The following is a 25,281-nucleotide window of genomic DNA, read 5'->3' on the forward strand; positions in this document are numbered from 1 at the left end:
CCGCTACCGCACCAGATATCGATCGCGTACGTCGGAAACGGCGCGTTCATGCGAGGAGAAGCCTTCGTAGCGGGCAAGCGTGCGGGCATGGCGTGCGAATTCCGGATAGGCCGCGGCCGTGACGTAGCCGATGGAAGAGCGCTTGACGAAATCCGTGACCGAGAGCGGTCCGCAGGTACGCGCCCAACGGCTGGTCGGCAGGACGGCGTTGGGGCCCAGCCCGAAATTGCCGATCGAGACCGGCGTGTGCGGCCCCATCAGGATCTCGGCGGCTTCGGTGATGTGGCCAAGGTGTGCGAAGGGATCGGTGGAGAGGATCTCCAGATGCTCCGGTGCGTAGTCGTTGATGAAGCGGTAGCTCTCCTCGATCGACGCCGTCAGCACGATGCCGCCACAGGCGCCGGTCAGCACCGCGGTGGAGAACGCTACGCGCTGCTCGGTCATGCGCGCCCAGTGCTCGGGCAACGCGGCTAGCGCCTCCTCGGCCACACGGCGGCTGTGGGTCACGAGATAGGCCGATGAGTCCGGTCCGTGCTCAGCCTCGATGAGGAGGTCGAGCGCGGCCAACCCGCCATGCACGCTGTCGTCGGCGAGGATGATCGCCTCCGACGGGCCGGCGGGAAGACCTGGATCGATCACTCCGGCAAGCAGCCGCTTGGCCGCAACGACCCAGGGGCTGCCTGGACCGACGATCTTGAGCGCGGGCCTGATCGTCTCCGTGCCGTAAGCGACTGCGGCGACCGCCTGCGCGCCGCCGCATTTGTAGATCGTTTCGACGCCGGCGAGGCGCGCGGCAACCAGTGTCGCTGCGTCCACCGAACCATCGGGCGCCGGCGGCGTGAGGATGGCAAGCTCCGGGACGCCCGCCACCACGGCCGGCACTGCGGTCATCATTGTGACAGAAGGGAACGCGCCCTTGCCGCGCGGGACATAAAGCGCCACCGAACGGATCGGTGTGAAGCGGTCGCCGGCATATGCGCCGGGCCGCATTTCCTTCAGCCACATGGCTTCCGGCTTCTGCTCCTCGTGGAAATGCCGGATGTTGTCGATGCCGAAGCGAATGGCGGCGACCACGTCCTCATCCATCATGCCGAAGGCGGCATCGAACTCGGCGGGGCTGACCTTGAGCCGCGCGGTATCGAGATCTGCCTTGTCCAAGTCGCGGGCGAAGCGAACGAGTGCGGCATCGCCTTCTGTCCGGACCGCCTCGATGATCGGTGCAGCCTTCTCAATAAAGCTGGAAAGGTCGGTCTCGGAGCGCCGCATCAATGCCGCTCGACCAGCGGCGTCGAGTTGGCTCAAATCGTGGAAAGATACGTTTGGCATTGGATTTCCTTTGCGGCCCGGCAGGCCGGCATTCCTCATTTCGATTTCAGGAAGATGTCGAGGCCGACCAGCCTGTCGAGCAGGAAAATGGCGACAGCCGAGCAGGCGATGAAGACCACAGAGATCGCGGCAAGGTCGGGCGTGATGATCGAGCGGATGGAATTGTAGATCAGCACCGGCAGCGTCACGATGCGTGCATCGACGAGCAGCAGGCTGACCAGGAACTCGTTGAGCGCAAGGATGAACATCAGCAGCGAGCCGGTGATCACCCCTGGCATCACCGCCGGCAAGGTGACGGAGAAGAACACCTGGAGCGGCGGCGCGCCGCAATTGGCTGCGGCCAGTTCCAGGTCCGGATCAAGCCCGGTGGCGCTCGCCGTGACCGCCCAGATCATGAAGGGGAGGTTGATGACGCAGCAGGCGATGCCGACCGGCCAGAGCTGGCCAAGAATGCCGGCCTTGCCGAAGACCAGCATGAGGCCGATGCCCGATCCGATCAGCGGGATGGTGAAGGGTAGCAGCAGATAGATCTGGACTGACTTCTCGAAACGCACCGCGTATTTCGCCAGCGCGATGCCGGCCAGCGTTCCCACGGGAATGGCAACGAGCGTGCAGACCGTTGCGACTTGAAGCGTGCGCAGGAAAGCGTTGCGCAGGTCGGAAGCCTGCGAGATGCGCGCGTACCATTGCAGCGACAGCCCGTCCGGCGGAAACGTGATGATGTTGCCGCCGGTAAAGGATGCGCCGAGCACCACGACCGTCGGCGCCGAAAGCGTGATCAGGGCGATCGTCACCAGGGTCCACAGGACAATGGATTTGCTGCGCGAGCCGCTCACACCCGGGACCTCCCCATGGCGAGCGTTCCGGCCCCGAACAGCGCGAACACGAGACCGACAAGGACTGACCCGAGCGCGACCAGCATAAGCGCCAGCGTCGCGCCGAGGCCCTGGTCGGAGGTTCGAAAGAACTGGTCGTAGATGGCGTTGGCGATGAAGTCCTGCGAGCCGCCACCAAGGATCGCGGGGACTGCAAAATCGGTGAGCGAAAGCGTCAGCACCACCACGCCGGCGCCGATGAAGCCCGGACGAGCGAGTGGCAAAACGACATGGACGAATGTGCGAACCCAGTTCGCGCCGAGCGATCCAGCGGCCGCCTCCAGCTCTTCGGGGATGGCTGTGAGGGCCGGCGCGAGCATCAGTACGGCGAAGGGCAGCATGTATTGGACGAGGCCGAACAGCACGGCGGGATAGTTGTAGATGAGTCGCATCGGGGCGACTCCGACAAGGCCGAGCGCCTCGTTGACCATGCCCTGGTTGCCAAGGATGATCAGCCAGCCATAAGCGCGCACCACCTGGCCGATGAAAAAGGGCAGGAACAGCGCAATTAGCAGGAACTTGCGCAATCCTGGCGAACGCGTGCGCACCATCAGATACGCATAGGGAAATGCAAAGACGAGCGTCACCGCCGTGACGATCAGGGCGGCGATGAGGCTGCGCTGCGCGACAACGAGGAACAGCGGCTCCGTCAGCGCCCGTCGGAAATTGGCTATGGAATAGTCGTCCGAGAACTGGAAGGTGGTGGTGTCGAGCGTGCGCAGGCTCGCATCCGCGATCTGGATGAGACCAAGCACGAGCAGCCCGACAAGCAGCACCGCCGGAAGCAGCATCAGATAGGGCGTAGCGCGCCTGAATCGCGCCGGCCAGATGGCGGCGGCAACGCCTTCCAGCGCATCCATGATGCGCCATTTCAGGGGATAGGCTGTCCTGGCTGCCCGCATGAGAAATCCGTATCCGACGTCGTGAAGGAGCCGGTGCCGCGCCAGCGCGGCACCGGCCGACCGGTGTCAACCCTGCATGATTGCCTTGAACTTGGAAAACCACTCGCTCTCATTCTCGACCTGGACCTTCGACGAGATGCGGATGAGGCGCTGGAAATCCGCTTCGGTGGTCGGATAGGACGGATCGCCCACCAGATCCTTAGGCGGTGTGAGGCCCGGCACCACGCCCGGCAAGCCGAGGCCATCCAGCCAGACCTGCTGGGCTTCCTTGGTCAGCGCATGGTTGATGTACTGCTTGGCCCAGTAGAGTTCGTTTTCCGGCAGGCCTTTGGGGATCCACAAACCGTCCGTGTCGAACTTCGCGCCTTCTTCCGGCACGACCCATTCGATCTTGACACCGTTCTTGCGGGCCTCTCGGGCGTTGGTCGAGATGGTGCAGGCGGCGTCGATCTCGCCGTTCTGGAACCAGGTGGTAAAGTCGGGATCCTCACCGAGCAGCGGCTGCTGCGCCTTCATCTTGGTGATGAAATCCCAAGCCGGTTGCATATTGCCGGGGATGTCCTCCAGCTTGCCGCCACCGGCGACCTGGGCGGGGAAATGGAAGCCGATGCCGTCATTGTAGAAGGCAAGCCGGCCCTTGAACTTCGGGTCGAGCAGATCCTTCCAGGATTTCGGCGGTCCGTCCGGAAATGCCGCGGGCCGATAGGCAAGCACGTAGACATAGCCATAGGTATTGACGATCGGGAAGCCGTCCAGGCCGGCCGGCTTGGCAAGGTCCGTCACATTGGCAAGGTTCGGCAGGTCGGAGAGGTCTTCCGTCACGCCGCGCAGTGCCGACTTCGTGGCATTGGTGGTGGTGTCCCAGTTGATGTGGATCGGCGGGACTCGTTTCTGAGCCACGGCGGCCCAGACTTTGGGCTGGATCTCATTGTCTTCGGTCAGGTCGTGACGAACGGCAATCCCGGTCATTTTGGTGAAGCTGTCGGACACGCCGGCCTTCAGGCTGTCCACCCAGCTGCCGCCCCAGGCGCGCACGATGATCTCCGCCGGCTTTTCCGGCTCCTGCGCATAAGCGCCGCGCAGGCCGAGCGCTGAGGCGCCGCCAAGCGCGGCGGTGGCCTGGAGGAAGGTTCTGCGGGAAAGATGGGATAATGTCGGCTTGAAGCGCTTCATCTGCATTCTCCTCTGGGTTTGACCGGTTTCCGGTTCTATCGAAAAACAAGCATGTCCCTGGCATTCCACCCCAGGAACACGCTTTCGCCGATTTCGAACTGCGTGTGCGTGGCGGGATCATGGTCGAAAACGCGCATGACCTCGTCGCCAATCGCGGCGCAGGCTACCTCGTAGACCATGCGCTCGCCTTCGAAGATCGTGTCGGTGACGGTCCCGGCCAGCACACAATCGAGCTTCGACAGCTGAGCAGCATCGCCGGCGAGACGGATCTGTTCGGCGCGGATCGCTCCCGACGCCTTGTCGCCCTCCGCGGGTGGATTGGCCGGATCGCCGATCTTTCCGGCAAGCATCAGGTCACCCCGAAGGATGGAGACGTCGCCGCCTACCGAAACGGTACGTACCGTTCCGGCAATGAAGTTGGTGACGCCGATGAAATTGGCGACGAAGGCGTTGCGGGGCTGGCGATAGGTGTGGATCGGCTGCGCCTTCTGCTGGATCTCGCCTTGATCCATGACGACAATGTCGTCAGAAACCACCAGCGCCTCGCGCTGGTCGTGGGTCACGTTGATTGTGGTGACGCCGAGCTCGCGCTGGATGCGGCGGAATTCGAGCTGCATCTCCTCACGCAGTTTTCGATCGAGTGCAGCCAGCGGCTCGTCGAGAAGCAGCAGGTCGGGCTCGAACACCAGCGCGCGCGCAATCGCGACCCGCTGCTGCTGGCCGCCGGAAAGTTCGTGAATGCGCCTGCCGCCATAGCCCCCGAGCCGGACCAGCGCGAGATATCGCTCGACGCGTTCGGGAATGGTGCGTGCGTCGCGCCGACGCATCTTCAGCGGGAAGGCGACATTCTCGGCCGCCGTCATATGCGGAAACAACGCAAGCCTCTGAAAGACCATGCCGATCGACCGCTTGTGCGGTGGCACGGCGCTTACCGCCTCGCCGTTGATGAAGATCTCGCCGCTGCTCGGGGTCTGGAACCCGGCGATCATTCGAAGGAGAGTTGTCTTGCCGGACCCCGAGGGCCCAAGAATGGTGAGGAACCGGCCCTTCGGCAGATCGAACGATGCATTCTTGACGGCATGAACCCCATCGAAGTCCATCCCGACGTTCCGCACCGCGACTGCGATTTCCCTGCCGCCTTCTGCTTCGCGTGAAGCTACGGCCCGGAAAGGCTCCTGCATTGTCGTTCCCCTTTTTGTCGCCGGCCGCATGCAAGAACGATCAGCGTGTCAGGTGGTATATACAACCATATACAAGATGGGTCTACACGGTTCTTGTTGCACCGCACCCTGTCGCTCAGATAGATGCGAGATAGCCTCCGTCGACGGGAATGCAATGCCCGGTGACATAGCCGGATGCCCCGCTCGCCAGGAACACGACGGCTCCGGCCAAATCCTGCATCGTGCCGAAGCGCCGCTGCGGGATCTTGGCCAGCATCGCCGTCTGCCAGTCGAGATCCTCGTAGAAGACATCCGTCATTGCCGTATGGAAATACCCCGGGGCGATGGCGTTGACGCGGATACCGAGCGATGCCCATTCCGCGGCGAGCGCCCGCGTCATGCCGAGAAGGCCAGACTTGGACGAGCCGTAGGGCACCGCGGTCGGAATGCCGACATAGGAGGTCAGCGAGCAGAGATTGATGATCGCGCCGCCGCTCTCGCCGGCAGCCATCCGTCGCGCCCCAGCCTGTGCGCAGAAGAAGGCGCCTTTCAGATTGGTCGCCACGATGCGGTCCCACACCGCCTCGTCAACGTCGAGCGAGGGCTGGACCTGCTCATAGCCGGCGTTGTTGACCAGAATGTCGAGCCCGCCAAAGGCTCCCGCGACCTCGTCGACGACCACGCGGATGCGATTGGTGTCGAGCACGTCGAGAGACCGGCAAAACGATCTTCGCCCGAGTGCGCTAATTCGGTCCGCCGTCTCACGAAGCGATGTCTCGTCGCGGGCGGTCACAGCGACGTCGGCACCAGCCGCGCAGAGCGCCTCCGCGATAGCCTGGCCGATACCACGGCTGGCGCCCGTCACCAGCGCTTTTTTTCCTGTCAGGTCGAACAAGGGAGCGGTGTCCATAGCGTCACGGTTCCTGCATACCCGAAAATTGCATGCGGGAAGCGAACACCAGTTGCGGCCGGTTGTCTATACATCTTGCGATCTTCGCGGGCGGCCGATCACTAGCCAGCGCCAGTAGGGCGGGATTTGATGTAGAGGTTTCCGCGGCCAGCCCTCATCTCCTAGCAATCCCTGCTCGGTCAGGGCCTTCAGATAAACCGGGGCCGCTTAGCGACCAGCTCACGCTTCCGCGATCAGCAAACGATCGGTTAATGGCTATGATGGCTAGCCATCACCTGCCACCTTGCCAGCAGAGTGAGGAAGGTTTATATGTACGGCAAAGGAGTTCCACATGGCCGAACCGCAGCTTTCCGTACGCAGCGCCAAGGCGCGTGATCTTGCGCACCGGCTTGCTCGACGCGAGAACCGCTCGATCGCCGACGTGGTTGAGCGTGCTCTGGAATCCTATGAGGTTCGGGAGGCAGGTCGCGAGCCGGCATCGGCGTTCTACGCTCGTATTGCTAGTGCGTATGGCACCGAAATCGACCTTGAAGCAGTGATCCGGGCTGATCGGCAGGTTCATGCGGGACCTGAGCTTTGATCTTCCTTGATACCAACGTCATTTCCGAAACGCTGAAGAAGTCGCCCGATCCTGCCGTAATCGCATGGTTGGTCCGCCATGACGCTGAACTTGCGCTTCCGACCGTGACGATCGCCGAGATCGCCTTAGGCATCCAGAAAATCCGACCAGATCAGCGAGCCGAGCGTCTGGAGCAGGGGCTCTCGGAGTGGCGTCGTCGGTTTGCCGATCGGATCTTCGGCCTGACCGAGGAAGCCGCTATGGTCTACGGCGAAATCATGGGTACCGCCGCGCGGCAGGGCCGGGGGATGTCGGCGCCCGACGGCATGATTGCTGCAATCTCAAGGGTGAATGGCGGCCGCTTGGCGACGCGGAATTTGGGTGACTTCGGCACGACTGGTCTTAAGTTGTTCTCTCCATGGGAGTTCTGACCCGTCGGACATGAACTCATTCAGTCCGTACGACCGACCCGGCCTTCGAAGCTTCGCCACGACCGTTCCTGAGTTCGGGGAATGACGCGGTCAAGCTGTCGCCTGAGAGTTCAATTCATCCATGGCGGCACGATCTTTTTAGCGCCGCCTGTCCAACCACCCTCGTTGCATGGAGGGTGATTGGACATTTGTTGGCATCGCCATGCAGAAAATGGCGGGAACAAGTTCAGTTATCAGCGGCCCGCCCATGGTGCACGACGCTTAACAACCTTGCCGGACTGTGGTTGTTCTTCTTTCTGGGTTACCACAGACAGAGGCAAGGAAGCCGTATGACTGGTATCCAAGGTCTTTTCGTTGGTGTTGGCATCAGTGGCGAACCCGCGGGTGGGGTCGCGATCTGGGTTTTGATTGGCAGCGAGGGAGACTCCTGTCGACAAGGCGAGGAGGGCGAAAGCTGTTACAAGCTTTTTCATCGTAATTTCCTTTCTTGGAATGAGCAGACCTGCCAATGGGAGCTCGCGCAGTATTGGTTCCTGCTTGCGAAATCGCTGTCGGCTTTCTGTCGCGTCACCATGACGAGACTTCCTGCTCACCATTGAAACTTACGCCACGCCTGTCGCAGAGGTTTGCCCGAGCTCCATCGAAATGTAATCGAATGTATGCGTGAGCCCCCGTAGTTCTCGGATTTCGGTAGCTTCGACAAATTTGGCTACAATTTTTATTCGGCCGGCTGGCTCCTTTATGCCGTCGATGACCGAAGGTGCGCCGATGCGGTCATGCGACAACAGGCAAAAGTCACGATCTTCCAGTGGCCATGGAAGTTCTCCAGCGACGACCGCGGCGCCGAGCTTCAGGCCGTTGGTGATGGCTCGCAACCGCGGCTTTAAATCGCATGTCGGCTGGCGTTGATGTGCCGATGAAAAGATGGTAACGCAACATTAAAGAATGTATCGGGTCGTTACCTTGGCGGGGCGAATGGGATTGGTGATACCGCGGGCATGGCTGTGTGCCGGCCTATTGATGGGCTTGTTGATGTCCGCGACGCCGCTGGAGAAAGCTTCGGCCGATGCGGTGCCGGGTGCCATGGCTATCGGACAGCGGACCTCCATCCCGGTCGGCTATATCGAATTCTGCCGAAGGCAGGCCGCAGAATGCAAAATACGATCAGGCAATGTTCCGCCAGTCCTTATGAGCAGAGGAATGGGAGATAAACTCGCCTCCGTCACCAAGCTCGTGAACAGATCGATCAAGCCGGCGAGCGATCTTGCCGTTCACGGAACGATGGAATTCTGGTCCTATCCAGACCGGGCGATCGGCGACTGCGAGGACTACGTCCTGCTTAAGCGCCAGATGCTCAATTCGGCGGGCGTATCGCTCTCGAACCTTCTGATCACCGTCGTCAAAAAGAAGGACGGCGAGGGGCACGCAGTGCTGACGGTCAAAACCGACAGAGGCGATTACGTGCTCGACAACCTCAACGAGGAGGTGAAGCTTTGGTCGGAAACTGGATATAGATTTCTAAAAAGGCAATCGTCCTCAGATACCGGGCGCTGGGTCGCTATACTTGAGGACCGTGACGTTCTGGTCGGGTCGGTCGACTGAACCTCTTGAGTTTGCGACGGGACAACACTCGGCGCCCCCGCCATTTCCGAGAAGGATAGGGTTCGTGTGAAAACGCGATTAGCGTGGCTGGCCTAGCCGGTCGCCATCATTGACCCGAAACCTCATGCCACAATCGTACAGGCGACTGTGCGGTTTGGTCCCGTTTCCGGGCGACGAAAAGCACCCGGCTCCGCGCCTTTCAGGATTGTGTTTGTTCCTGCCGTCGCAGAAGCTAGATTTACACTCCGGAATATCGGCGGCTTCGATTGCGTTCTTCAGCCAATCCCGGCCGGGCGGGGCGCCGTTGCCGTCGAGCGTGATCGTCACTCCATTACGAAGGGAGCGTTCATGTCAACGAGCACAACAGTCAAGGAAGTCACGCGCGAGCTCTCCGCACTCGACGACCCGAAGATGCGCGAGGTCAATGAACGCCGTGGTGACGATCACGGTGTGAACCTTACTCATCTCCGCTCTCTCGCCAAGCGGCTCAAGACGCAGCACGAACTCGCACTTCAGCTCTGGGCTACGGGCGACACCGCCGCGCGCCTTCTCGCGACCCTGGTGTGCAGGCCGAAGGCCTTCTCCGCGGCCGAACTCGACACGATGATCCACGACATTCGCGCTCCCAAGCTCCTCGATTGGTTCATCGTGAATGTGGTGAAGCCAGGTCGGCATGCCGAGGAACTCCGCCTTGGCTGGAAAGACGGCGACGATCTGGTCGGCCGCGCAGGCTGGAGCCTGACAACTGGAAGAGTGGTCAAGAGCGCCGAGGGCCTCGACCTGGATGCATTGCTCGACCAGATCGAGAAGGAGATGAAAGAGGCGCCTGCCCAGAAACAATGGGCCATGAACCATTGCCTAGCCGAAATTGGCATTCATCATCCTGAACTTCGCGGGAGAGCAATCGGGATCGGCGAACGGCTCGCCGTCCTCATCGACTATCCTGCATCGCCTGGCTGCACGCCACCCTACGCACCGATGTGGATCGCCGAGATGGTTCGCCGACGCGAAGGTGTAGCTGGCGGCGTCCGAGCAGAGTAGGGCAGTTGCGCATTCTGGGAGGAGTTAACGGTGCACCGGCTCATCGGCCGAACATGCGTGAGTGACAGCTCTTTTCAGAAAGGCGTTTCGTCAATTCGATCTTGATCTTGCGGCAATTGGATCGCCGGAAACGTACATACCCGCGGCCAAGATCTCGATCTGCCTCATCGCATTCGAGGCCGTGAGGCTCCTCCCCCGGCAAGTGCTCCCACTGCGTGTTAAGCTTTTGGTAACTCTCCTAAGTCGAAGGCCAAAAGGTACTGGCTCCCTTTGCGCTCGATAGATGTTAGGGCTGACATCGGGGCGAGACAAAGGAGAAAAGACCGGGATGGCCACGGTACTGAACGCCAAGGGCGTTCCACTCCCCTACAGCGGGTCCTCCTCAAAGTGGTACTCGGCGACGAATTCCGGCCCGACACTTTATGGCAGCACATACAACGACTCGATGTACGGGGACGGCAGCGTCACCGTCACAATGTATGGCGGCAAGGGCGATGACATCTATTATCTGTATTCCTCGAAAAACAAGGCGGTCGAGCTGTCCGGTGGGGGTGTCGACACCATCTCGACCTGGATGAGCTACACGCTCCCAACGAATTTCGAGAACCTGACGGTCACGGGCGACAAACGCTATGCCTTCGGAAACGAGCTAAACAACATCATTACTGGCGGCTCCGGCCAACAGACGCTCGACGGCTTGCAGGGCGATGACGTGCTCAAGGGCGGATCCGGGGGGGACATTTTCGTCGTCAACCCCGGCAACGGCAGTGACCTGATCCTCGACCTTGGCGCGACGGATACCGTTCGCGTCGGGAGCTATGGCTTCACCTCCTTCGAGGAGGTTCGCGCCAACATGGTCCAGTCGGGAGCGAACGTCCGACTTAATCTGTCCGACAGCGAGTTTCTCGTCTTCGCCAACAAGACCATCGGCGATTTCACCGCAAGCCAGTTCAAGCTGGCCGTGGACAGGTCGGCTCTGGAGCTCACCTTTTCGGACGAGTTCGACACGCTGGACCTGTGGAACGGCTCGAGCGGCACCTGGGATTCGAACTACTGGTGGGGGGCCGAGAACGGCAGCACGCTCACGAGCAACAACGATCTTCAATGGTACATCGATACCGACTACGCCCCGACAAGTTCCGTCAATCCGTTCAGCGTTGAGGACGGTGTTCTCACCATTACCGCCGCCCGGGCTCCTGAGGCGATCCGGCCTTACATAAATGATTACCAATACACGTCAGGTTTGCTGACGACCTACGAATCCTTCGCGCAGACCTACGGCTATTTTGAGATTCGGGCCGACATGCCCGAAACACAAGGTGCATGGCCGGCCTTCTGGCTTCTCCCCGAGGACGGCTCCTGGCCACCGGAACTGGACGTCGTGGAGATGTTCGGTCAGAATCCAAACAATCTCATTTTGACAGGCCACTCGAACGCGACGGGAACTCATACAAAGGTGGGCTCGACGGCTTATGCCTCGAATACTGAAGGGTTCCACACCTACGGCGTGCTTTGGACGGAAGACGAACTCGTCTGGTATTTCGACGACGTCGAAGTCGCTCGTGCCGCAACGCCGGCCGACATGCATGACCCGATGTATATGCTGGTGAATATGGGGATTGGTGGCCAGGCGGGAGCGCCCGCCGACGGGCTTGCGACGCCTGCAGAAATGCAGATCGACTACATCCATGCCTATGCGTTGAACGATTGGGTTATCTAAGCGTAACACCTAACCGTGGGTTCGGCACGCACGCGTTCGTCATCAGGCCTGATTTCGGGCGCGGTCATTGCCGCCTGAGAGTGAACCGGGACTGATGTGAAGGCGATGTTGCATCCCCATCCATCCGAGCCGCCGCGAACGATCCTCGCGGCGGTTCTGGCTTCCTTCCGGCGAGCGTTAGCGGGAATCGCTTTGATGAGCGGCGTCGTCAATGTTCTGGCGCTGACCGGCTCGTTCTTCATGCTGCAGGTCTACGATCGCGTCGTGCCTGGCCGCAGCGTGCCAACGCTCGTCGGGCTTGCTGTGTTTGCCGGTCTGCTTTTCATTTTCCAAGGTCTTCTTGAGCTCATCCGGTCGCGGTTGCTCGTGCGCATCGGAATGGCGCTCGATGCGCGATTGAGCGGACGGGTCTATACCGCCCTTATGCATTTGCCGTTGCGCACCAAGCTCGCAGGCGACGGCCTTCAGTCAATACGCGATCTGGACCAGGTTCGCTCGTTTATGTCGAGCGCTGGTCCGATCGCGCTTTTCGACCTGCCGTGGGTGCCGCTTTATCTCGCGATCTGCTTCCTGTTCCATTTCTGGATCGGTATGACGGCGCTGGCCGGTGCCGTAATACTCTTCAGTCTGACGTTGTTTGCCGAAGCTCGCACAAGGGAGCCTGCGAAAAGGGCCAACAGCCAGGCCGCAACGCGCAACACGCTTGCCGAAGCGACGCGCCGCAATGTCGAGGTGCTGCAGGCGATGGGCTTTGGCACGCGCATCGCCGAGCGCTGGTCCAGCGTCAACGCCGATTATCTAAACACGAACGCGAAAGCCAGCGATCTGGCTGGCACGCTCGGAACGATCTCGAAAGTCCTGCGCATGATGCTACAGTCGGGCATCCTGGCGATCGGCGCCTATCTTGTCATTCACCAGGAGGCGACAGGCGGCATTATGATCGCCAGTTCGATCATGATGAGCCGGGCTCTCGCACCGATCGAACTGGCCATCGCCCACTGGAAGGGCTTCGTCACCGCCCGCCAGGCGTGGGCCAGGCTGACCCAGCTTTTGGCCCTGCTCCCCGACACTGCCACAAGTGTCTCGCTGCCGGCACCGATATCTGCTCTTGCGGTCGAAAACATCAGCGTCACGCCGCCGGGCGAGCGCCGTGTGGTCGTGCAGGATGCCAGCTTCGCACTTGAGAAGGGCGCCGGCCTTGGAATCGTCGGACCGAGTGCGTCCGGCAAGTCATCGCTCGTGCGCGCGATTGCCGGCATATGGCTTCCGATCCGCGGAACCGTCAGGCTGGATGGCGCAACGCTCGACCAGTGGTCGCCGGAGCAGCTGGGCAACCATGTCGGCTATCTCCCGCAGGATGTCCAACTGTTCGACGGCACCATTGCCGAGAACATTGCGCGCTTCGAACCTCAAGCCCCATCGGACAAGATACTGGCGGCTGCGCGTGCGGCCGGCGTTCACGATCTGGTCGTCCATTTGGAGGAAGGCTACGAAACGCAGATCGGCGAGGCCGGGTCGGCGCTTTCGGCTGGCCAGAGGCAGCGGGTGGCGCTTGCCCGGGCCCTCTACGGTGATCCGTTTCTGGTTATTCTCGACGAGCCTAACTCCAATCTCGATTCCGAGGGTGAGGTCGCCTTGTCGGCCGCAATCCAAGGTGTGCGGGCGCGAGGCGGCATTGCCATCGTGGTGGCACATCGGCCGAGTGCGCTGGCAAGCCTGGATCAGGTTCTCGTCATGGCGAACGGCCGTGTCCAGGCGTTTGGCCCGAAGAATGAGATCTTGAGCAAGGTAACCCGTCCGGCAGGCGTTCCTCTGAAGGTCGTCTCTAGCCCTGAAGAGGCTGCATCCTGATGGCGGAAGGCACTGCATCCGCGATTGACCGAACCATTCGGCGCTACTTGCTTGCCGGTGTCGCAGCCTGCATTTTTCTGGTCGGTGGCGCGGGAAGTCTCGCCGCCGTGACCGAGCTTTCCGGAGCTGTCATTGCATCGGGAAAGCTGGTCGTCGATTCCAGCGTCAAGAAAGTGCAGCATCCGACCGGTGGCGTTGTCGGTCAAATCTTCGTCCGAGAAGGCGATGCCGTGAAGGCGGACCAGGTTTTGGTCCGCCTCGATGAAACCGTAACCCGGGCCAATCTCGCGATCGTCATAAACAGCCTCGACGAATTCGAGGCCCGCTTGGCCCGCCTTGAAGCAGAGCGCGATGGCACCGACACTATCGCTTTTCCATCTTCGCTGACCTCGCGTCGGGACGATCCCAAGATCGGTCGTGCGATGGCCGGCGAGCAATCCTTGTTCGAATTTCGCCGGCAGGCTCGCGCTGGCCAGAAGGCTCAGTTGGGCGAACGCGTCGCTCAGCTGGCCGAAGAAGTTTCCGGTTTGACCGAGCAAAGAGATGCCAAAAGCCAGGAAATCAAGTTGATCGGCTTTGAGCTCGAAGGCATGCGCAGACTTTGGCAACGCAAGCTGGTTTCGATCGATCGCATAACGGCGCTTGAACGCGATGCCGTGCGGCTCAAAGGTGAGCACGGGCAACTGACTGCGGCGATAGCGCAATCGAAGGGTCGTACCTCCGAAATCCGTTTGCAGATCATCCAGATCGATCAGGATTTGCGCAGCGAAGTGGCAAGCGAACTGCGTGACGTCCAGGCAAAGATCTCCGAGTTCGTCGAGCGCAAGGTTTCGGCCGAAGATCAGCTCAAACGCATCGACATACGCAGTCCGCAGAACGGTGTCGTTCATCAGCTCGGCGTGCACACGGTCGGTGGCGTTATAGCTCCAGGCGAGCTCATCATGCTTATTGTCCCGGTGACGGACGAGCTGACCGTCGAAGCGCGCGTGGCTCCGCAAGACATCGATCAGTTGACGCCAGGGCAAGTCGCGACCCTGCGGCTGTCGGCATTCAATCAGCAAACGACGCCGGAACTGAATGGTGCGGTCAGCAAGATTTCCGCCGACCTCAATGTCGATGAGAAAACAGGTACCGGCTTTTACACCGTGCATGTTGCTTTACCGCGCACAGAGCTTAGCCGGCTCAAGGGCGTGGCCCTGGCGCCAGGCATGCCTGTCGAGGTGTTTTTTTCGACCGGCAACCGCACCATGCTGTCCTATCTCGTGAAACCTCTGGCCGACCAAATCCAACGTGCTTTCAGGGAGGAGTAAGCTACGTCTCGATTTCGTGCTCGGGTTTGACACGGATCTGCAGTTTGACGTCCGTTGGGCGGCCTTCAGCTGCGCGGACGAAGGCGGCCACGCCGTCCTCGAACTTGAACGTCTCGGTAATCAGCGGCTTCACATCGATCTTCCCGCCGGCGATCATGGCAATCGCGCGATCATAGACGTTGGCGTAGCGAAACACCGTCTCGACGCGGATTTCCTTGACCTGCAACGCGACGATGTCCAGCTCAACTGGCTTGCCCGGCATGCCGACCAGCACAAGCGCGCCGCCAGGGCGTAGGGAGTCAGCGATGCCGCGATAGGCCGCGCCCGCTCCGGAGCATTCGAAGACGACATCGACACCCCAACCGCCCGTTGCCCTCTTCACCTCCTCTGCCAGCGTGCCGTTCGAAGCGCGCAGTGCCTTGATGCCACTATACGTCTCGGCGATGTGGAGCTTGGCCTCCTGCGGGTCTACGATCAGGACGCTCGCGCAGCCGCCGGCGAGCGCCGCCAGCGCAACCAGGATGCCGATCGGGCCGGCACCCAGCACCAGCGCCTGGTCGCCCGGCTGAATGCGAGCCTTTACCGCGGCCTGAACGCCGACCGCCAGCGGCTCGACCATCGCACCTTCCGCCAGGCTGACATTGTCGGGCAGCTTGAACGTGAGCGCCGCAGGGTGAACCACCTCCGGCGTCAGGCAGCCGTGGACCGGTGGTGTCGCCCAAAAGGTCAGCGTCGGGTCGAGATTGTACAGGCCGAGCCTGCTGGCTCGCGAGGAGAAGTCCGGGATGCCGGGCTCTACACAGACCCGGTCGCCGACCGCGAGTCCCGTCACCCTGGCCCCTTTGGCGACCACTGTTCCGGCGCCCTCATGGCCGAGCACCATGGGTTCGTTCACCACGAATGGCCCGATTCGCCCATGCATGTAGTAGTGGATGTCAGAGCCGCAGATGCCAACGACTTCCATGCGGATGCGGACGTCGTCCTCTCCCATCTTCTGATTGAGTTCGATGTCGCGAAGGGCGAGTTCCCGCTTCCTTTCAAGAACCAATGCTATCGGCATAATTTTCTCTCCCTATGCTCAGATCGAGGTGTAGCCCGCGTCTGCGCTAACAATGCTGCCGGTCATCAGGCTGGACGCGTCAGACGCCAGGAAGAGAACCACCGACGCGATCTCGTCCGGTCGACCCATCCGCTTCATGGGCGTGAGGTCGATCCAGCGATCGACCATGTCTCTGCTCTGTTCCAGGTTCGCGAGCAACGGCGTCTCGATATAGGTGGGTGCCACGGCGTTCACGCGCACGCCACGCTGCGCCCACTCGACCGCCAGCGATCGCGTCAGGTGATGCACGCCGGCCTTGGAAGCGTTGTAGTGGCATTGCGGCTGTGGCGTGTTGACGATGTCCGCTGACATCGAGCCAATGTTGATGATCGAGCCGCGGCCAGCCTGGAGCATCTTGCGCCCGAAGGTGCGGCAGCATTTGAAGACCCCAGTCAGGTTGACGCCGATGATCCGGTCCCACTCTTCGTCCGTCAAGTCCTCGGCCGCTATGTTGGAGACGATACCCGCGTTGGAAACCAGGACATCCAGGGGCGGCAGGGCGTCGGCGAGCGTGCTGAGGGCTTCGCTGTTTGTGACGTCCAGGACATGTGCGTCGGCCTTCAGGCCGCGGCCCGTGAGCCTGCCGGCGACCGTCTTTGCGCGAGCGCCGTCGAGGTCGGTGACGTGGACATGGGCGCCCGCTTCCGCCAGCGCCGTCGCGCATGCCTCGCCAATCCCTTGGCCCGCTCCCGTTACCAGCGCGATCCGGCCTGTCAGTTCGAATTTGGACATGTATGACATGGGTTTCTCCATTCCGCCGTGCTCGTTCCCCGTTATAGTAGTAGAACTACCAATTTCGCTAGTACCGTTGTGCCCTCGACCGTTCGCCAAAGCAATTGCAGAGCCGACAACGCGGTGAAATTCCGACAACCCATTGGAACCGTAGTCGATTAACGGAGGCAAAGCAAAGGGTTAGTAAGCCTAGGAAAATATCTGGTGGTTGGCCGAAGCTCCGCACGGGAAGAGGTTGCGTTAACTAGTAAATCTAGTTTATGAGGGATCAGCGGATCAGGCCCCGGGCGCGTGGGCAGGTAGAGGAAAGCCGTCCTTGATAACCGAATTTGCCGAGAAGCTTTTTATAGATGGTATCTGGAGAACGGGCGAGGGTGCTCGGATTCCGGTTGAGAATCCTGCGACGGGCGAGGTGCTCGCCCATATCGCCGCCGCGACGCCGGCCGAGGTCGATCTGGCTGTTACGGCCGCCCGCAAGGCCTTCAAGAGCTGGTCGCGCCTCGCTCCGGTCGAGCGCTCAAAGGCGCTCCACCGCCTGGGCGATGCCGTTTCCGCGGAAGCGGACACGATGGCTCGAACCATGACGCTTGAGCAGGGCAAACCGCTCAACGAGGCTAGGGGTGAAATCCTGAAACTTGCCGAAGCCTGCCATTTCTATGCGGAAGAGGCGGTGCGCATCCATGGCGAGATCGTCCCCAATACCACGACCGACATCGACAGCCTCGTCGTGCGCGAGCCGATCGGCGTGGTCGGCGCCATCACGCCCTGGAACTACCCGGCCGAGCTGGTCGGCTGGAAGTTGTGCGCAGCACTCGCCGCAGGCTGCACCATCGTTATCAAGCCGGCCGAACTGACGCCCTTTACGGCGCTCGCCATCGCCAGCATGGTCGAGAAGGCGAAGATGCCAGCCGGCGTCGTCAATGTCGTCACTGGCTCCGGGTCCACGGTCGGACAAGCGCTCGTGGAACACCCTGGTGTGGACAAGATCGCATTCACCGGCTCCAGCGCAGTGGGTCTCCACATCCAGCGATCGTGCCCGACCATCAAGCGGCTGTCGCTGGAACTCGGCTGCAACTGTCCCCTGATCGTCACGGCTTCGGCCGATCTCGATGCAGCGGCGAAAGGCGCGGTCCGTCGCTCGTTCCGCAACATGGGCCAGATCTGCATCGCCATCAATCGCATCTATGTCGCGCGGCCGATCGCGGAGGCGTTCGTGCGTCGCCTCGCAGAGGCGGCCGACAGACTGGTCATCGCCAACGGCATCGAGCGGCCGGATGCCGATGTCGGAGCGATGGCTTCCGCCGAGCCGCTCAACAAGACGAAGGCACATCTGGCCGACGCGCTGGCAAAGGGCGCCAAGCTCGTCGCCGGCGGCAGTGCGCCCGAAGGTGACGCCTTCGCCCGTGGCCACTTCTTCCGCCCGACAGTGGTTGCCGGCTGCACGCACGACATGAAGGTGATGACGGAGGAAACCTTCGGGCCACTGGTCGGCGTGATGGTCTTCGACGGGCTGGACGAGGCGGTGGAACTCGCCAACGACACGCCCTACGGTCTCGCCTCCTACGTCTATGCCAAGGACATGGACGAGATCCGCTACCTGTCGAGCCGACTCGATTATGGCAATGTTGCCGTCAACAATGTCGATGCCGGCATCATGAACGCGCCCTATGGCGGCCGCAAGCAGAGCGGCGTCGGTTACGAGCACGGCCGCGAGGGCATGCTTGAATACCTCAACTTCAAACATGTCCGCATCCGCTACGACGAGCCGAAGGGGAGGTAAGTGCCGTGACGCAGGCCCTCCTCGGCATCGACATCGGCACGTCCGGCTGCAAGGCGCTGCTCATCGACGCAGACGGCAAGGTGCTGGCAAGCTGCACCGAGACCTATGGGCTTTCGCAACCCCGTCCGGGCTGGACGGAGCAGGATCCGCAGCTCTGGGTCGAGGGTGCCCGAGCAGCCGTCGCCGGTGTGCTCGCGCAAAAACCTGATATCGGGATCGCAGCCATCGGTCTCTCGGGCCAGATGCACGGCCTGACCGCCCTCGACGAGGCGCACAAGGTGCTGCGTCCGGCGATCCTGTGGAACGACCAGCGCAACGGGGCCGAGTGCGACGAGATCAACGAGCGGGCAGGCGGCCTCGAAGGACTGCTCGCACGCACCAACAACCGCATGCTGGTGGGCTACACCGGTGGCAAGATCCTTTGGATGCGCAATCACGAGCCGGAGCTGTTCGGTCGGCTGCATCATGTTCTCAACCCCAAGGACTATCTCCGTCTGCTTCTCACCGGAGAGCTCGCGACGGAGGTTTCCGATGCCTCGGGGACCGGCCTGTTCGACACCCGCAAGCGTGTTTGGGCGACCGGCCTGCTCGAGCTGATCGGCGTCGACCCGGCGCTCCTGCCGCCATGCCATGAGTCGCATGTCGTCAGCGGGCGTGTCAGCAAGTCGGGCGCGGCGCTGTTTGGGCTCCCCGCCGGCACGCCGGTGGCCGGCGGTGGCGGCGACAGCGTCATCCAGACGATCGGTTCGGGGGTCATCGCGCCGGGTGAACTGCAGACCACCATCGGCACGGCAGGCATCCTCGCGGCAGCGCTCGACGAGCCGGTGGCAAATCCGGACGGCCGGTTGCAGGTCTTTTGCAACGTGGCGCCGGATAAGTGGCATTGTATGGGCGTCTCGCTCAACGCTGGCGGCGCGATGGAGTGGTTTCGGGCGTTGCTCGGCAGCTTCTCGGGCAGCGATGCACCGTCCGCCGAGCGGATCGCGACGATTGCGGCTGGCGCGCCGGCCGGGTCGCGTGGCCTGCTGTTCCTGCCTTACCTCAACGGTGAGCGCTGTCCGCATCCCGACCCGACAGCGCGCGGTGGTTTTGTCGGGCTGACCGCACGCCACGGTGCAGCCGACATGGCCCGCAGCGTCATGGAGGGCGTGGTCCACTCGCTTTTCGATATCTACACGCTGATGGAGCGGGTCGATATCGGCCGGGCGGTGATCAAGGCCTCCGGCGGCGGTGCGCGTTCGGGGCTGTGGCGACAGATGCAGGCGGATCTCTTCGGCTGCGACGTGGTGACGACCGAAGGAGCTGCAGAAGGCGGCGCCTTCGGAGCGGCTCTGGTTGCCGGCGTCGGGGTGGGGGTTTGGCCGAGTGCAATTGAGGCAGCACGCGTGTGCCGCCCCATCACCCGCGAGACAGCGGATGCGGCCGCGGGTGAGCTGCTCCGCAAGGCCTTCGATATCTATGGCGGGCTCTATGGCGCGCTGACCCCAAGCTTTGCCGCGATCGGCAAGGCTGGACTCGACCGTTGATGGCAGAGGGATGCGTCGCATGAGCTCGCGTAAGCACAGCTACAAGGCACTCGTCTTCGACCTTGACGGCACGCTGATCGACAGCGCGCCGGATATCGCTGCCGCTGTGAACAAGGTGCTGGAACGGCGCGGCTGGGCCACTCAGAGTGTCGCCTTTGTCGAGAAGTTCATTGGTTTTGGCCCGCGCAGACTGCTGCTCGATATGTTCGTGGCCCTCGGCCTGCCGAGCGACGATGCGACGGTGGACGAGGCAGTGAAGGAATACCTCGACAACTACAACCGTGAGCCTGCCGAACGCACGCTGTTCTATCCGCATGTCCGTGAGGACCTGGAAGCACTCCATGGCGCGGGCGTGCGCCTCGGCATCTGCACCAACAAGCCTCACGAACTTTCGCTGAAAGTGCTGGAAATTCTTGGCGTCGCGCCGCTGTTCGAGGTGGTTGTAGGCGCGGACGCGGCACCCGCCTGCAAGCCGCACCCGAGCCATCTGCTCGCCGTCGCCGAGCGTATGGGCATTAATGGCGACGCCTGGGCCTATGTCGGCGACACCGCCGTCGACCAGGCGACCGCCACGGCGGCCCGCGTGCCGTTCTATGCCGTTTCCTGGGGATGCGGCGGCAAGGTCGCCGTAGAATCCGAATGGCGCCTTGACCGGTTGATCGATCTTGCAGCCAATCCCAGATCTGTTCAGGCCAGGTAAGGGGGCAATGGCGATGAGCCTGCTGCAACGCATCGTGCAGGAGGGCGACGAAATGGGCTCGGCCGAGCGCAGGGTGGCCCGCTTCGTCAGCGCCAATCCGAGCGACGTCATCCATATGAGCATGGCGCGCCTTTCGGAGGAGTGCGCGGTCAGCGATCCGACCATCATGCGCTTCTGCCGACGCTTCGGCTTCCAGGGCTACCAGGACTTCAAGCTCAACCTCGCCCAGAGCCTGGTGCCCTCCGCGCCTTTCGCCTACGAGCAGATCGTTCCGGGCGATTCGATCCAGAACGTCGTGCGCAAGACCGCGCGCAACTCGTTGAACGCGATCCAGCGGCTGCTGGAGGATCTCAGTCCCGGCGAGGTCGAAGCAGGCGCGAAGCTGCTGTCGGCTGTATCGTGGGTCGGCATCTATGCCAGCGGCATTTCCGAGATCACGGCGCTCGATGCCGAGCACAAGTTCCAGCGCCTCGGCATGCGCTGTGCAGCCCTCATCGGGCGCAAGAAGCAGTGGCTGCATGCAGAAACTTCGCGACCGAACGAGGTGGCGCTGATCTTTTCCCAGTCGGGACACACCAAGCAGATGATCGACATTGCAACGGCATCGCGTGCCAGGGGCGCGCGCGTGCTGTCGATCACCGCGGCGGGGAGCCCGCTCGCGCACGTCTCGGACCTGCTGATCGCGGTGCTGCCTTACGACCGAACCGAGATCATGACGCCGCTGGCGTCGCGTCTCAATCACCACCTCGTCGTCAACATGCTTGTGACGGCGATCGCCATGACGAGCGGCAGCGAGTTCCCCGACCAGCTGCCGGCTCTCGATTCCTGGCAGACAGAGAAGATCTGAACTGCCCGCATGCGAGCCGACGAAAGGAAGACATGACAATGAGCGCACAGGACGAAGCCAAGAAGGCGGCCGGCCGCCGCGTGGTCGAGGAATTCGTCAGTGACGGCATGAAGCTCGGCCTCGGCTCCGGCACGACCTCGCATCTGTTCGTTCGCGAGCTGGGCAAGCACGTCGCGAACGGTCTGAAGCTCACCTGCACGACCACCTCCCGGTCCACCAATGACGTGGCCCGCGAGGTCGGCATCGCGCTGACCGATCCCAACGAGATCGGCGAGCTCGATCTCACGATCGATGGTCCCGACGAGATCGATCGCGAATTCAACATGATCAAGGGAGGCGGCGCCTGTCTCTTGTGGGAGAAGATCATCGCCCATGCGTCCAAGCGCATGATCACCATCTGTGACGAGTCCAAGATCGTCGAGCGGCTCGGCGCCTTTCCATTGCCGGTGGAGGTCGTTCAATTCGCCTGGAAGCAGACCGAGCGGATGGTCGCTGAGGTGCTCGCCGACCATCGCATCAAGAATGCGATCATCGAACGCCGGATGCGCGATGGTCAGCCGGTCGTGACCGACAGCGGCAACTTCATCCTCGACTGCCGCTGCGGGGTCATTCCGTCGCCGGCCAAGCTGGAGGCCGAACTGAACCGCATTCCCGGCGTGGTGGAGAACGGCCTGTTCACGCGCGAGTCGCAAGGGATGGTCGTCGGCCGCTTCGACGGCACGACTTACGTGTCAATGCGCCAGACGTAGTGAAGCCTACATTTCGTATCAATGATATGGATACCCGGCAGGTCGCGGCGCGCAATCGGTCCGCATGAATCTAATTGTCCGGATTTTGGCGTAAATCGTTAGAAATATTAGGGTTTAGGCGGAAATTTCGACGCCGTTGCATCAGCTAACGCGTTCGAAAACTCCAACCGGCAACCGCGCTTGACTCTTGCCTTGACCCTGAATAACTAGTATTGCTAGATAATCACATCCTGGGAGGAATAAATGGATAGACTGAACGGATTGACGCGTCGCTGTCTGCTGAAGGCGGGCGGCGCACTTGGCGCGGCGATGGGCGCAAGTGCGCTCGTGGGCAGGTCGGCCTGGGCGCAGGAAGCCGGCTTCATCCCATTTAGCAACAAGAGCCTCGACTACTATTTCTTCGTCATCCAGGAGGAGGCGGTGAAGCGTGCTGTCGAGGCGAACAAGTTGCAATTCCAGGCCACCAACGCCAGCTTCGACAACACGCGTCAGCTCGAGCAGTGGCAGAGCCTGATGCTGAAGCAGCCTTTGGCGATCGTCTCGGATCCGATCGACAGTCAGGCGATTGTGTCGGCCATCCGCCGGTACAACCAGAAGCAGATTCCGGTCGCCATCATCGACACTCCGTCCGATGGCGGCGAGGTGGCGATCACCGTCAGCTTCGACAACAAGCTCGGCGGCGTCATGGCCGCGCAGGAGATCATCAAGCGCTTGACCGAGAAGCATGGCAGCCCGAAGGGCACCGTCCTCAACTGCTTCGGCGCGCTCCAGAGCGTGGCCTGGCGTCTGCGCAAGGAGGGTATGGACGAGGAATTCGCCAAATACCCCGACATCAAGTATCTGGCGCGGCCGACCGAAGGGCAGCTCGATCAGATGCTGGCCGTGACCCTTTCGACGCTCTCCGAATTCCCCAATCTCGACGCTGTCCATGCACCATCGGACTCGCCCTCGCGTGGCATCGTCACCGCGCTGCAGCAGAAGGGTCGCTGGAAGAAGGTCGGCGAGGAGGGGCATGTCATCTTCGTCAACATCGACGGCGAACCGGTGGCGCTGAAATGGATCCAGGACGGCTTCATGGATGCCTGCGTCTCGCAGGACCCGATCGCCTACGGTGAAATCGCAGTCGAGATGCTTCTCAAGCACTCCGTTAAGGGCGAGGCGGTTCCGATCGGCTCCTACGAGAACAAAAAATATTTTTGGGAGAAGGGCGAGATCGTCGCCGGTGCGACCGGCCCGACGCTCATCATCCCGCCCTTCGTCATCGACGGATCCAATTCCGGCGACAAGCGTCACTGGGGCGCGATCTCGGAGAAGGAATGGGGTATTCCCTACACTTGATCGACCGCGCAACGCGTCGTCCTCCCGTGCCACGCCGGTTTCTGCCGGCGTGGCACTTGCCGCGTAGGCAATCGCGTCGCGTGACTGCAATCCAACCGATCGGGAGTTCATGTTGACAGCCGCCTCCGCCAGACAGCCCGGCGAAGACCCGTTTATTTTCAGGGTCGAGAACCTCAGCAAGCGCTACGGCCCAACCCTGGCGCTGCGCGACGTGTCGCTCGGTATCCGGCGGGGCACGATCCATGGACTTCTGGGCGAGAACGGCGCCGGCAAATCCACGCTGGTCGGACTGATCTCCGGTCAGCGCGTTCCGTCCGGCGGTACCATTTATCTCGACGGCCGGCCGATCGAGAACGTCGACGTAAAGCAGATGGAGAAGGCCGGCGTGTTCCTGGTTACCCAGGAGCCGATGATCATCGATCACGTCACGGCGGCGGAAAACCTGATGCTCGGCATCTGGCCGAGCAGGGGCGGTTTCGTGAACTGGCGCAAGCTCAGGGCCGATGCCTCACGCATGCTGGAGGGAACAGGCATCGACCCACAGGCGATGGCCGGCAAGCTGGGCGCCGTTGCCCGCCGCAAGCTCAACATCCTGCGCGCCATGTTCAGTGGCGGCAAGGTGATCATCCTCGACGAGCCCACCGCCGCACTGACCGTCCAGGACCGCGCCCATCTCTTCAGCTTCATGCGCGAACTGAAAGAACAGGGCGTCACCTTCATCTTCATCTCGCACTATAATGACGAGATTCTTGAGATCTGCGACGCCTGTTCGGTGCTGCGCGACGGGATGCTGGCCGGCGGCACGGAAGATGTCGGCAGCTTGACGTCCGAGCAGCTTTCGGAGCTGGTGCTTGGCCGTGGTCTCGTGCTGTTCCAGCGCGAACGCCGCACGTTCGCGGGCGAGGAGCCCGCGGTTCGGCTGCGTGAGGTGGCCAGCGACACGGTCGGTGTCAAGGCGTTCGACCTGCGTCCCGGCGAAATCGTCGGCTTCACCGGACTGCCGGGGGCGGGGGCCAAGGAACTGGCGCGCGCGATCTTCGGGCTCGCGCCCACGCGGGCCGGAACCATTGCCTTCGGCACGCAGACGCCACGTCCGCTGCCTGCCACCCCGCGCGACGCCTTCGACATGGGCATCGCCTTTCTCTCCGACGACCGGCATCGCGACGGTCTCGTGGCACAAATGAGCATCGGCGAGAACATTTCGCTGTCGTCGCTCTCGGTCGTCGCGCGTGCCGGTTTCCTGCGGCCCGAGGCTGAGCAGCTGCTCTCGGACCGCTACTTCCGTGCCATGGGCATCAAGGCCGCGGGTCCCGCGACACTGGTCGACACGCTGAGTGGCGGCAATCAGCAGAAGGTCTGCCTTGGCCGCGTGCTGGCCACCAAACCGCGCCTGCTTATCCTCGACGAGCCGACGCGCGGCATCGACATAGGCGTCAAGCAGGACGTGCTGCGCATCATCGACGAGCTGAGCCGCACCGGCGTCTCCGTCATCATCGTCTCGACTGACGCGGACGAGATCGTGCGCATCGTCGACCGGGTCTGCGTGTTCGAGGATGGCACGATCCGCGAGGAATTTTCAGGCGAGGCGATCTCCAGCGAACGCCTGCGCCAGGAGACCAAAGAGAAGGCGGATGGATGACAGCCGCCGGA

At 62.0% G+C, this 25,281-nt stretch carries 24 protein-coding genes; 14 read left to right on the forward strand and 10 right to left on the reverse strand.

The genetic code is table 11. From position 1 onward, the window contains the following. Positions 1 to 3: 3 nt before the first annotated feature. From hisD to ABID19_RS24710, 6 genes are all read right to left on the reverse strand, one after another. Positions 4 to 1,326: a histidinol dehydrogenase gene (gene hisD, locus ABID19_RS24685; RefSeq protein ID WP_354493515.1), complete on the reverse strand. Its 1,323-nt coding sequence runs from the start codon at positions 1,324 to 1,326 to the stop codon at positions 4 to 6. A gap of 35 nt (positions 1,327 to 1,361) precedes the next feature. Continuing rightward, positions 1,362 to 2,162 carry an ABC transporter permease gene (locus ABID19_RS24690; protein ID WP_354493516.1) on the reverse strand — a complete coding sequence of 267 codons (801 nt, stop codon included), beginning with the start codon at positions 2,160 to 2,162 and terminating at the stop codon, positions 1,362 to 1,364. Next, positions 2,159 to 3,103, reverse strand: coding sequence for an ABC transporter permease (locus tag ABID19_RS24695; protein WP_354493517.1), 945 nt, complete (start codon positions 3,101 to 3,103; stop codon positions 2,159 to 2,161). The genes ABID19_RS24690 and ABID19_RS24695 overlap by 4 nt, the downstream gene beginning before the upstream one ends. A gap of 66 nt (positions 3,104 to 3,169) precedes the next feature. Next, a complete protein-coding gene (locus ABID19_RS24700) occupies positions 3,170 to 4,276 on the reverse strand; it encodes an ABC transporter substrate-binding protein (RefSeq protein WP_354493518.1) in 1,107 nt (368 codons plus the stop codon). Between the two features lie 35 nt (positions 4,277 to 4,311). Further along, positions 4,312 to 5,457: an ABC transporter ATP-binding protein gene (locus tag ABID19_RS24705; RefSeq protein WP_354493519.1), complete on the reverse strand. Its 1,146-nt coding sequence runs from the start codon at positions 5,455 to 5,457 to the stop codon at positions 4,312 to 4,314. A gap of 115 nt (positions 5,458 to 5,572) precedes the next feature. Further along, positions 5,573 to 6,346, reverse strand: a complete 774-nt coding sequence (locus tag ABID19_RS24710) for an SDR family NAD(P)-dependent oxidoreductase (protein ID WP_354493520.1) — start codon at positions 6,344 to 6,346, stop codon at positions 5,573 to 5,575. 331 nt (positions 6,347 to 6,677) lie between these two features. Here ABID19_RS24710 and ABID19_RS24715 point away from each other — a divergent pair, with 331 nt between their 5' ends. Then, positions 6,678 to 6,926: a plasmid stabilization protein gene (locus ABID19_RS24715; protein WP_354493521.1), complete on the forward strand. Its 249-nt coding sequence runs from the start codon at positions 6,678 to 6,680 to the stop codon at positions 6,924 to 6,926. Further along, positions 6,923 to 7,336: a type II toxin-antitoxin system VapC family toxin gene (locus tag ABID19_RS24720; RefSeq protein ID WP_352929531.1), complete on the forward strand. Its 414-nt coding sequence runs from the start codon at positions 6,923 to 6,925 to the stop codon at positions 7,334 to 7,336. Before ABID19_RS24715 ends, ABID19_RS24720 begins: the two co-directional genes overlap by 4 nt. 233 nt (positions 7,337 to 7,569) lie before the next feature. On the opposite strand, the gene ABID19_RS24725 is transcribed toward ABID19_RS24720, so the two are convergent. Continuing rightward, complete coding sequence (locus ABID19_RS24725) at positions 7,570 to 7,809, reverse strand: hypothetical protein (protein WP_352929528.1); 240 nt, start codon at positions 7,807 to 7,809, stop codon at positions 7,570 to 7,572. Positions 7,810 to 7,938: 129 nt separating this feature from the next. After that, entirely contained in the window at positions 7,939 to 8,211 is a 273-nt protein-coding gene (locus ABID19_RS24730) for a hypothetical protein (RefSeq protein ID WP_354493522.1), read from the reverse strand. A gap of 208 nt (positions 8,212 to 8,419) precedes the next feature. Here ABID19_RS24730 and ABID19_RS24735 point away from each other — a divergent pair, with 208 nt between their 5' ends. From ABID19_RS24735 to ABID19_RS24755, 5 genes are all read left to right on the forward strand, one after another. Then, a complete protein-coding gene (locus ABID19_RS24735) occupies positions 8,420 to 8,938 on the forward strand; it encodes a transglutaminase-like cysteine peptidase (RefSeq protein WP_354493764.1) in 519 nt (172 codons plus the stop codon). 348 nt (positions 8,939 to 9,286) lie between these two features. Next, positions 9,287 to 9,979 (forward strand): DNA alkylation repair protein, encoded by a 693-nt coding sequence (locus tag ABID19_RS24740; RefSeq protein WP_354493523.1) that lies wholly within the window; start codon positions 9,287 to 9,289, stop codon positions 9,977 to 9,979. Positions 9,980 to 10,307: 328 nt separating this feature from the next. After that, on the forward strand, positions 10,308 to 11,699 hold the full coding sequence (gene eglC / locus ABID19_RS24745) for an endo-1,3-1,4-beta-glycanase EglC (protein ID WP_354493524.1): 1,392 nt from the start codon (positions 10,308 to 10,310) through the stop codon (positions 11,697 to 11,699). A gap of 105 nt (positions 11,700 to 11,804) precedes the next feature. After that, on the forward strand, positions 11,805 to 13,550 hold the full coding sequence (locus ABID19_RS24750) for a type I secretion system permease/ATPase (RefSeq protein WP_354493525.1): 1,746 nt from the start codon (positions 11,805 to 11,807) through the stop codon (positions 13,548 to 13,550). Beyond that, the gene (locus ABID19_RS24755) at positions 13,550 to 14,860 is read left to right on the forward strand and encodes an HlyD family type I secretion periplasmic adaptor subunit (protein ID WP_354493527.1); all 1,311 of its coding nucleotides are present in this window, start codon (positions 13,550 to 13,552) and stop codon (positions 14,858 to 14,860) included. Before ABID19_RS24750 ends, ABID19_RS24755 begins: the two co-directional genes overlap by 1 nt. 1 nt (position 14,861) lies before the next feature. On the opposite strand, the gene ABID19_RS24760 is transcribed toward ABID19_RS24755, so the two are convergent. Both ABID19_RS24760 and ABID19_RS24765 read right to left on the reverse strand, forming a co-directional pair. Then, on the reverse strand, positions 14,862 to 15,920 hold the full coding sequence (locus ABID19_RS24760) for an NAD(P)-dependent alcohol dehydrogenase (RefSeq protein ID WP_354493528.1): 1,059 nt from the start codon (positions 15,918 to 15,920) through the stop codon (positions 14,862 to 14,864). A gap of 18 nt (positions 15,921 to 15,938) precedes the next feature. Then, positions 15,939 to 16,700: an SDR family NAD(P)-dependent oxidoreductase gene (locus ABID19_RS24765; RefSeq protein ID WP_354493529.1), complete on the reverse strand. Its 762-nt coding sequence runs from the start codon at positions 16,698 to 16,700 to the stop codon at positions 15,939 to 15,941. 307 nt (positions 16,701 to 17,007) lie between these two features. Between ABID19_RS24765 and ABID19_RS24770 the strand changes: the two genes are divergently transcribed. The 7 genes from ABID19_RS24770 (at position 17,008) to ABID19_RS24800 (ending at position 25,270) form a co-directional block, all read left to right on the forward strand. Then, complete coding sequence (locus tag ABID19_RS24770) at positions 17,008 to 18,471, forward strand: aldehyde dehydrogenase family protein (protein WP_354493530.1); 1,464 nt, start codon at positions 17,008 to 17,010, stop codon at positions 18,469 to 18,471. Between the two features lie 5 nt (positions 18,472 to 18,476). After that, positions 18,477 to 19,997, forward strand: coding sequence for a xylulokinase (gene xylB / locus ABID19_RS24775; protein WP_354493531.1), 1,521 nt, complete (start codon positions 18,477 to 18,479; stop codon positions 19,995 to 19,997). A 19-nt stretch (positions 19,998 to 20,016) separates the two neighbouring features. Beyond that, on the forward strand, positions 20,017 to 20,697 hold the full coding sequence (locus ABID19_RS24780) for an HAD family hydrolase (protein ID WP_354493532.1): 681 nt from the start codon (positions 20,017 to 20,019) through the stop codon (positions 20,695 to 20,697). 13 nt (positions 20,698 to 20,710) lie between these two features. Then, positions 20,711 to 21,544: a MurR/RpiR family transcriptional regulator gene (locus ABID19_RS24785; RefSeq protein ID WP_354493533.1), complete on the forward strand. Its 834-nt coding sequence runs from the start codon at positions 20,711 to 20,713 to the stop codon at positions 21,542 to 21,544. Positions 21,545 to 21,582: 38 nt separating this feature from the next. Continuing rightward, a complete protein-coding gene (gene rpiA, locus ABID19_RS24790; RefSeq protein ID WP_354493534.1) occupies positions 21,583 to 22,293 on the forward strand; it encodes a ribose-5-phosphate isomerase RpiA in 711 nt (236 codons plus the stop codon). 243 nt (positions 22,294 to 22,536) lie between these two features. Continuing rightward, positions 22,537 to 23,631 (forward strand): sugar ABC transporter substrate-binding protein, encoded by a 1,095-nt coding sequence (locus ABID19_RS24795; protein WP_354493536.1) that lies wholly within the window; start codon positions 22,537 to 22,539, stop codon positions 23,629 to 23,631. A 112-nt stretch (positions 23,632 to 23,743) separates the two neighbouring features. Beyond that, the gene (locus tag ABID19_RS24800; RefSeq protein WP_354493537.1) at positions 23,744 to 25,270 is read left to right on the forward strand and encodes a sugar ABC transporter ATP-binding protein; all 1,527 of its coding nucleotides are present in this window, start codon (positions 23,744 to 23,746) and stop codon (positions 25,268 to 25,270) included. Positions 25,271 to 25,281: the final 11 nt, after the last annotated feature.

The organism is Mesorhizobium robiniae (genome assembly GCF_040545535.1).
In the GTDB taxonomy this organism is placed as follows: Bacteria; Pseudomonadota; Alphaproteobacteria; order Rhizobiales; family Rhizobiaceae; genus Mesorhizobium; species Mesorhizobium robiniae.

What these genes read in the sequence shown, in the direction of transcription:
- rpiA (WP_354493534.1), top strand. Translation starts at nt 21,583, where the DNA reads ATGAGCGCACAGGACGAAGCCAAGAAGGCGGCCGGCCGCCGCGTGGTC.
- ABID19_RS24725 (WP_352929528.1), bottom strand. Translation starts at nt 7,809, where the DNA reads ATGAAAAAGCTTGTAACAGCTTTCGCCCTCCTCGCCTTGTCGACAGGA.
- ABID19_RS24695 (WP_354493517.1), bottom strand. Translation starts at nt 3,103, where the DNA reads ATGCGGGCAGCCAGGACAGCCTATCCCCTGAAATGGCGCATCATGGAT.
- ABID19_RS24765 (WP_354493529.1), bottom strand. Translation starts at nt 16,700, where the DNA reads ATGTCATACATGTCCAAATTCGAACTGACAGGCCGGATCGCGCTGGTA.
- ABID19_RS24760 (WP_354493528.1), bottom strand. Translation starts at nt 15,920, where the DNA reads ATGCCGATAGCATTGGTTCTTGAAAGGAAGCGGGAACTCGCCCTTCGC.
- ABID19_RS24715 (WP_354493521.1), top strand. Translation starts at nt 6,678, where the DNA reads ATGGCCGAACCGCAGCTTTCCGTACGCAGCGCCAAGGCGCGTGATCTT.
- eglC (WP_354493524.1), top strand. Translation starts at nt 10,308, where the DNA reads ATGGCCACGGTACTGAACGCCAAGGGCGTTCCACTCCCCTACAGCGGG.
- ABID19_RS24700 (WP_354493518.1), bottom strand. Translation starts at nt 4,276, where the DNA reads ATGAAGCGCTTCAAGCCGACATTATCCCATCTTTCCCGCAGAACCTTC.
- ABID19_RS24795 (WP_354493536.1), top strand. Translation starts at nt 22,537, where the DNA reads ATGGATAGACTGAACGGATTGACGCGTCGCTGTCTGCTGAAGGCGGGC.
- ABID19_RS24735 (WP_354493764.1), top strand. Translation starts at nt 8,420, where the DNA reads ATGGCTATCGGACAGCGGACCTCCATCCCGGTCGGCTATATCGAATTC.
- ABID19_RS24755 (WP_354493527.1), top strand. Translation starts at nt 13,550, where the DNA reads ATGGCGGAAGGCACTGCATCCGCGATTGACCGAACCATTCGGCGCTAC.
- ABID19_RS24705 (WP_354493519.1), bottom strand. Translation starts at nt 5,457, where the DNA reads ATGCAGGAGCCTTTCCGGGCCGTAGCTTCACGCGAAGCAGAAGGCGGC.
- ABID19_RS24740 (WP_354493523.1), top strand. Translation starts at nt 9,287, where the DNA reads ATGTCAACGAGCACAACAGTCAAGGAAGTCACGCGCGAGCTCTCCGCA.
- ABID19_RS24710 (WP_354493520.1), bottom strand. Translation starts at nt 6,346, where the DNA reads ATGGACACCGCTCCCTTGTTCGACCTGACAGGAAAAAAAGCGCTGGTG.
- ABID19_RS24785 (WP_354493533.1), top strand. Translation starts at nt 20,711, where the DNA reads ATGAGCCTGCTGCAACGCATCGTGCAGGAGGGCGACGAAATGGGCTCG.
- ABID19_RS24750 (WP_354493525.1), top strand. Translation starts at nt 11,805, where the DNA reads ATGTTGCATCCCCATCCATCCGAGCCGCCGCGAACGATCCTCGCGGCG.
- ABID19_RS24780 (WP_354493532.1), top strand. Translation starts at nt 20,017, where the DNA reads ATGAGCTCGCGTAAGCACAGCTACAAGGCACTCGTCTTCGACCTTGAC.
- hisD (WP_354493515.1), bottom strand. Translation starts at nt 1,326, where the DNA reads ATGCCAAACGTATCTTTCCACGATTTGAGCCAACTCGACGCCGCTGGT.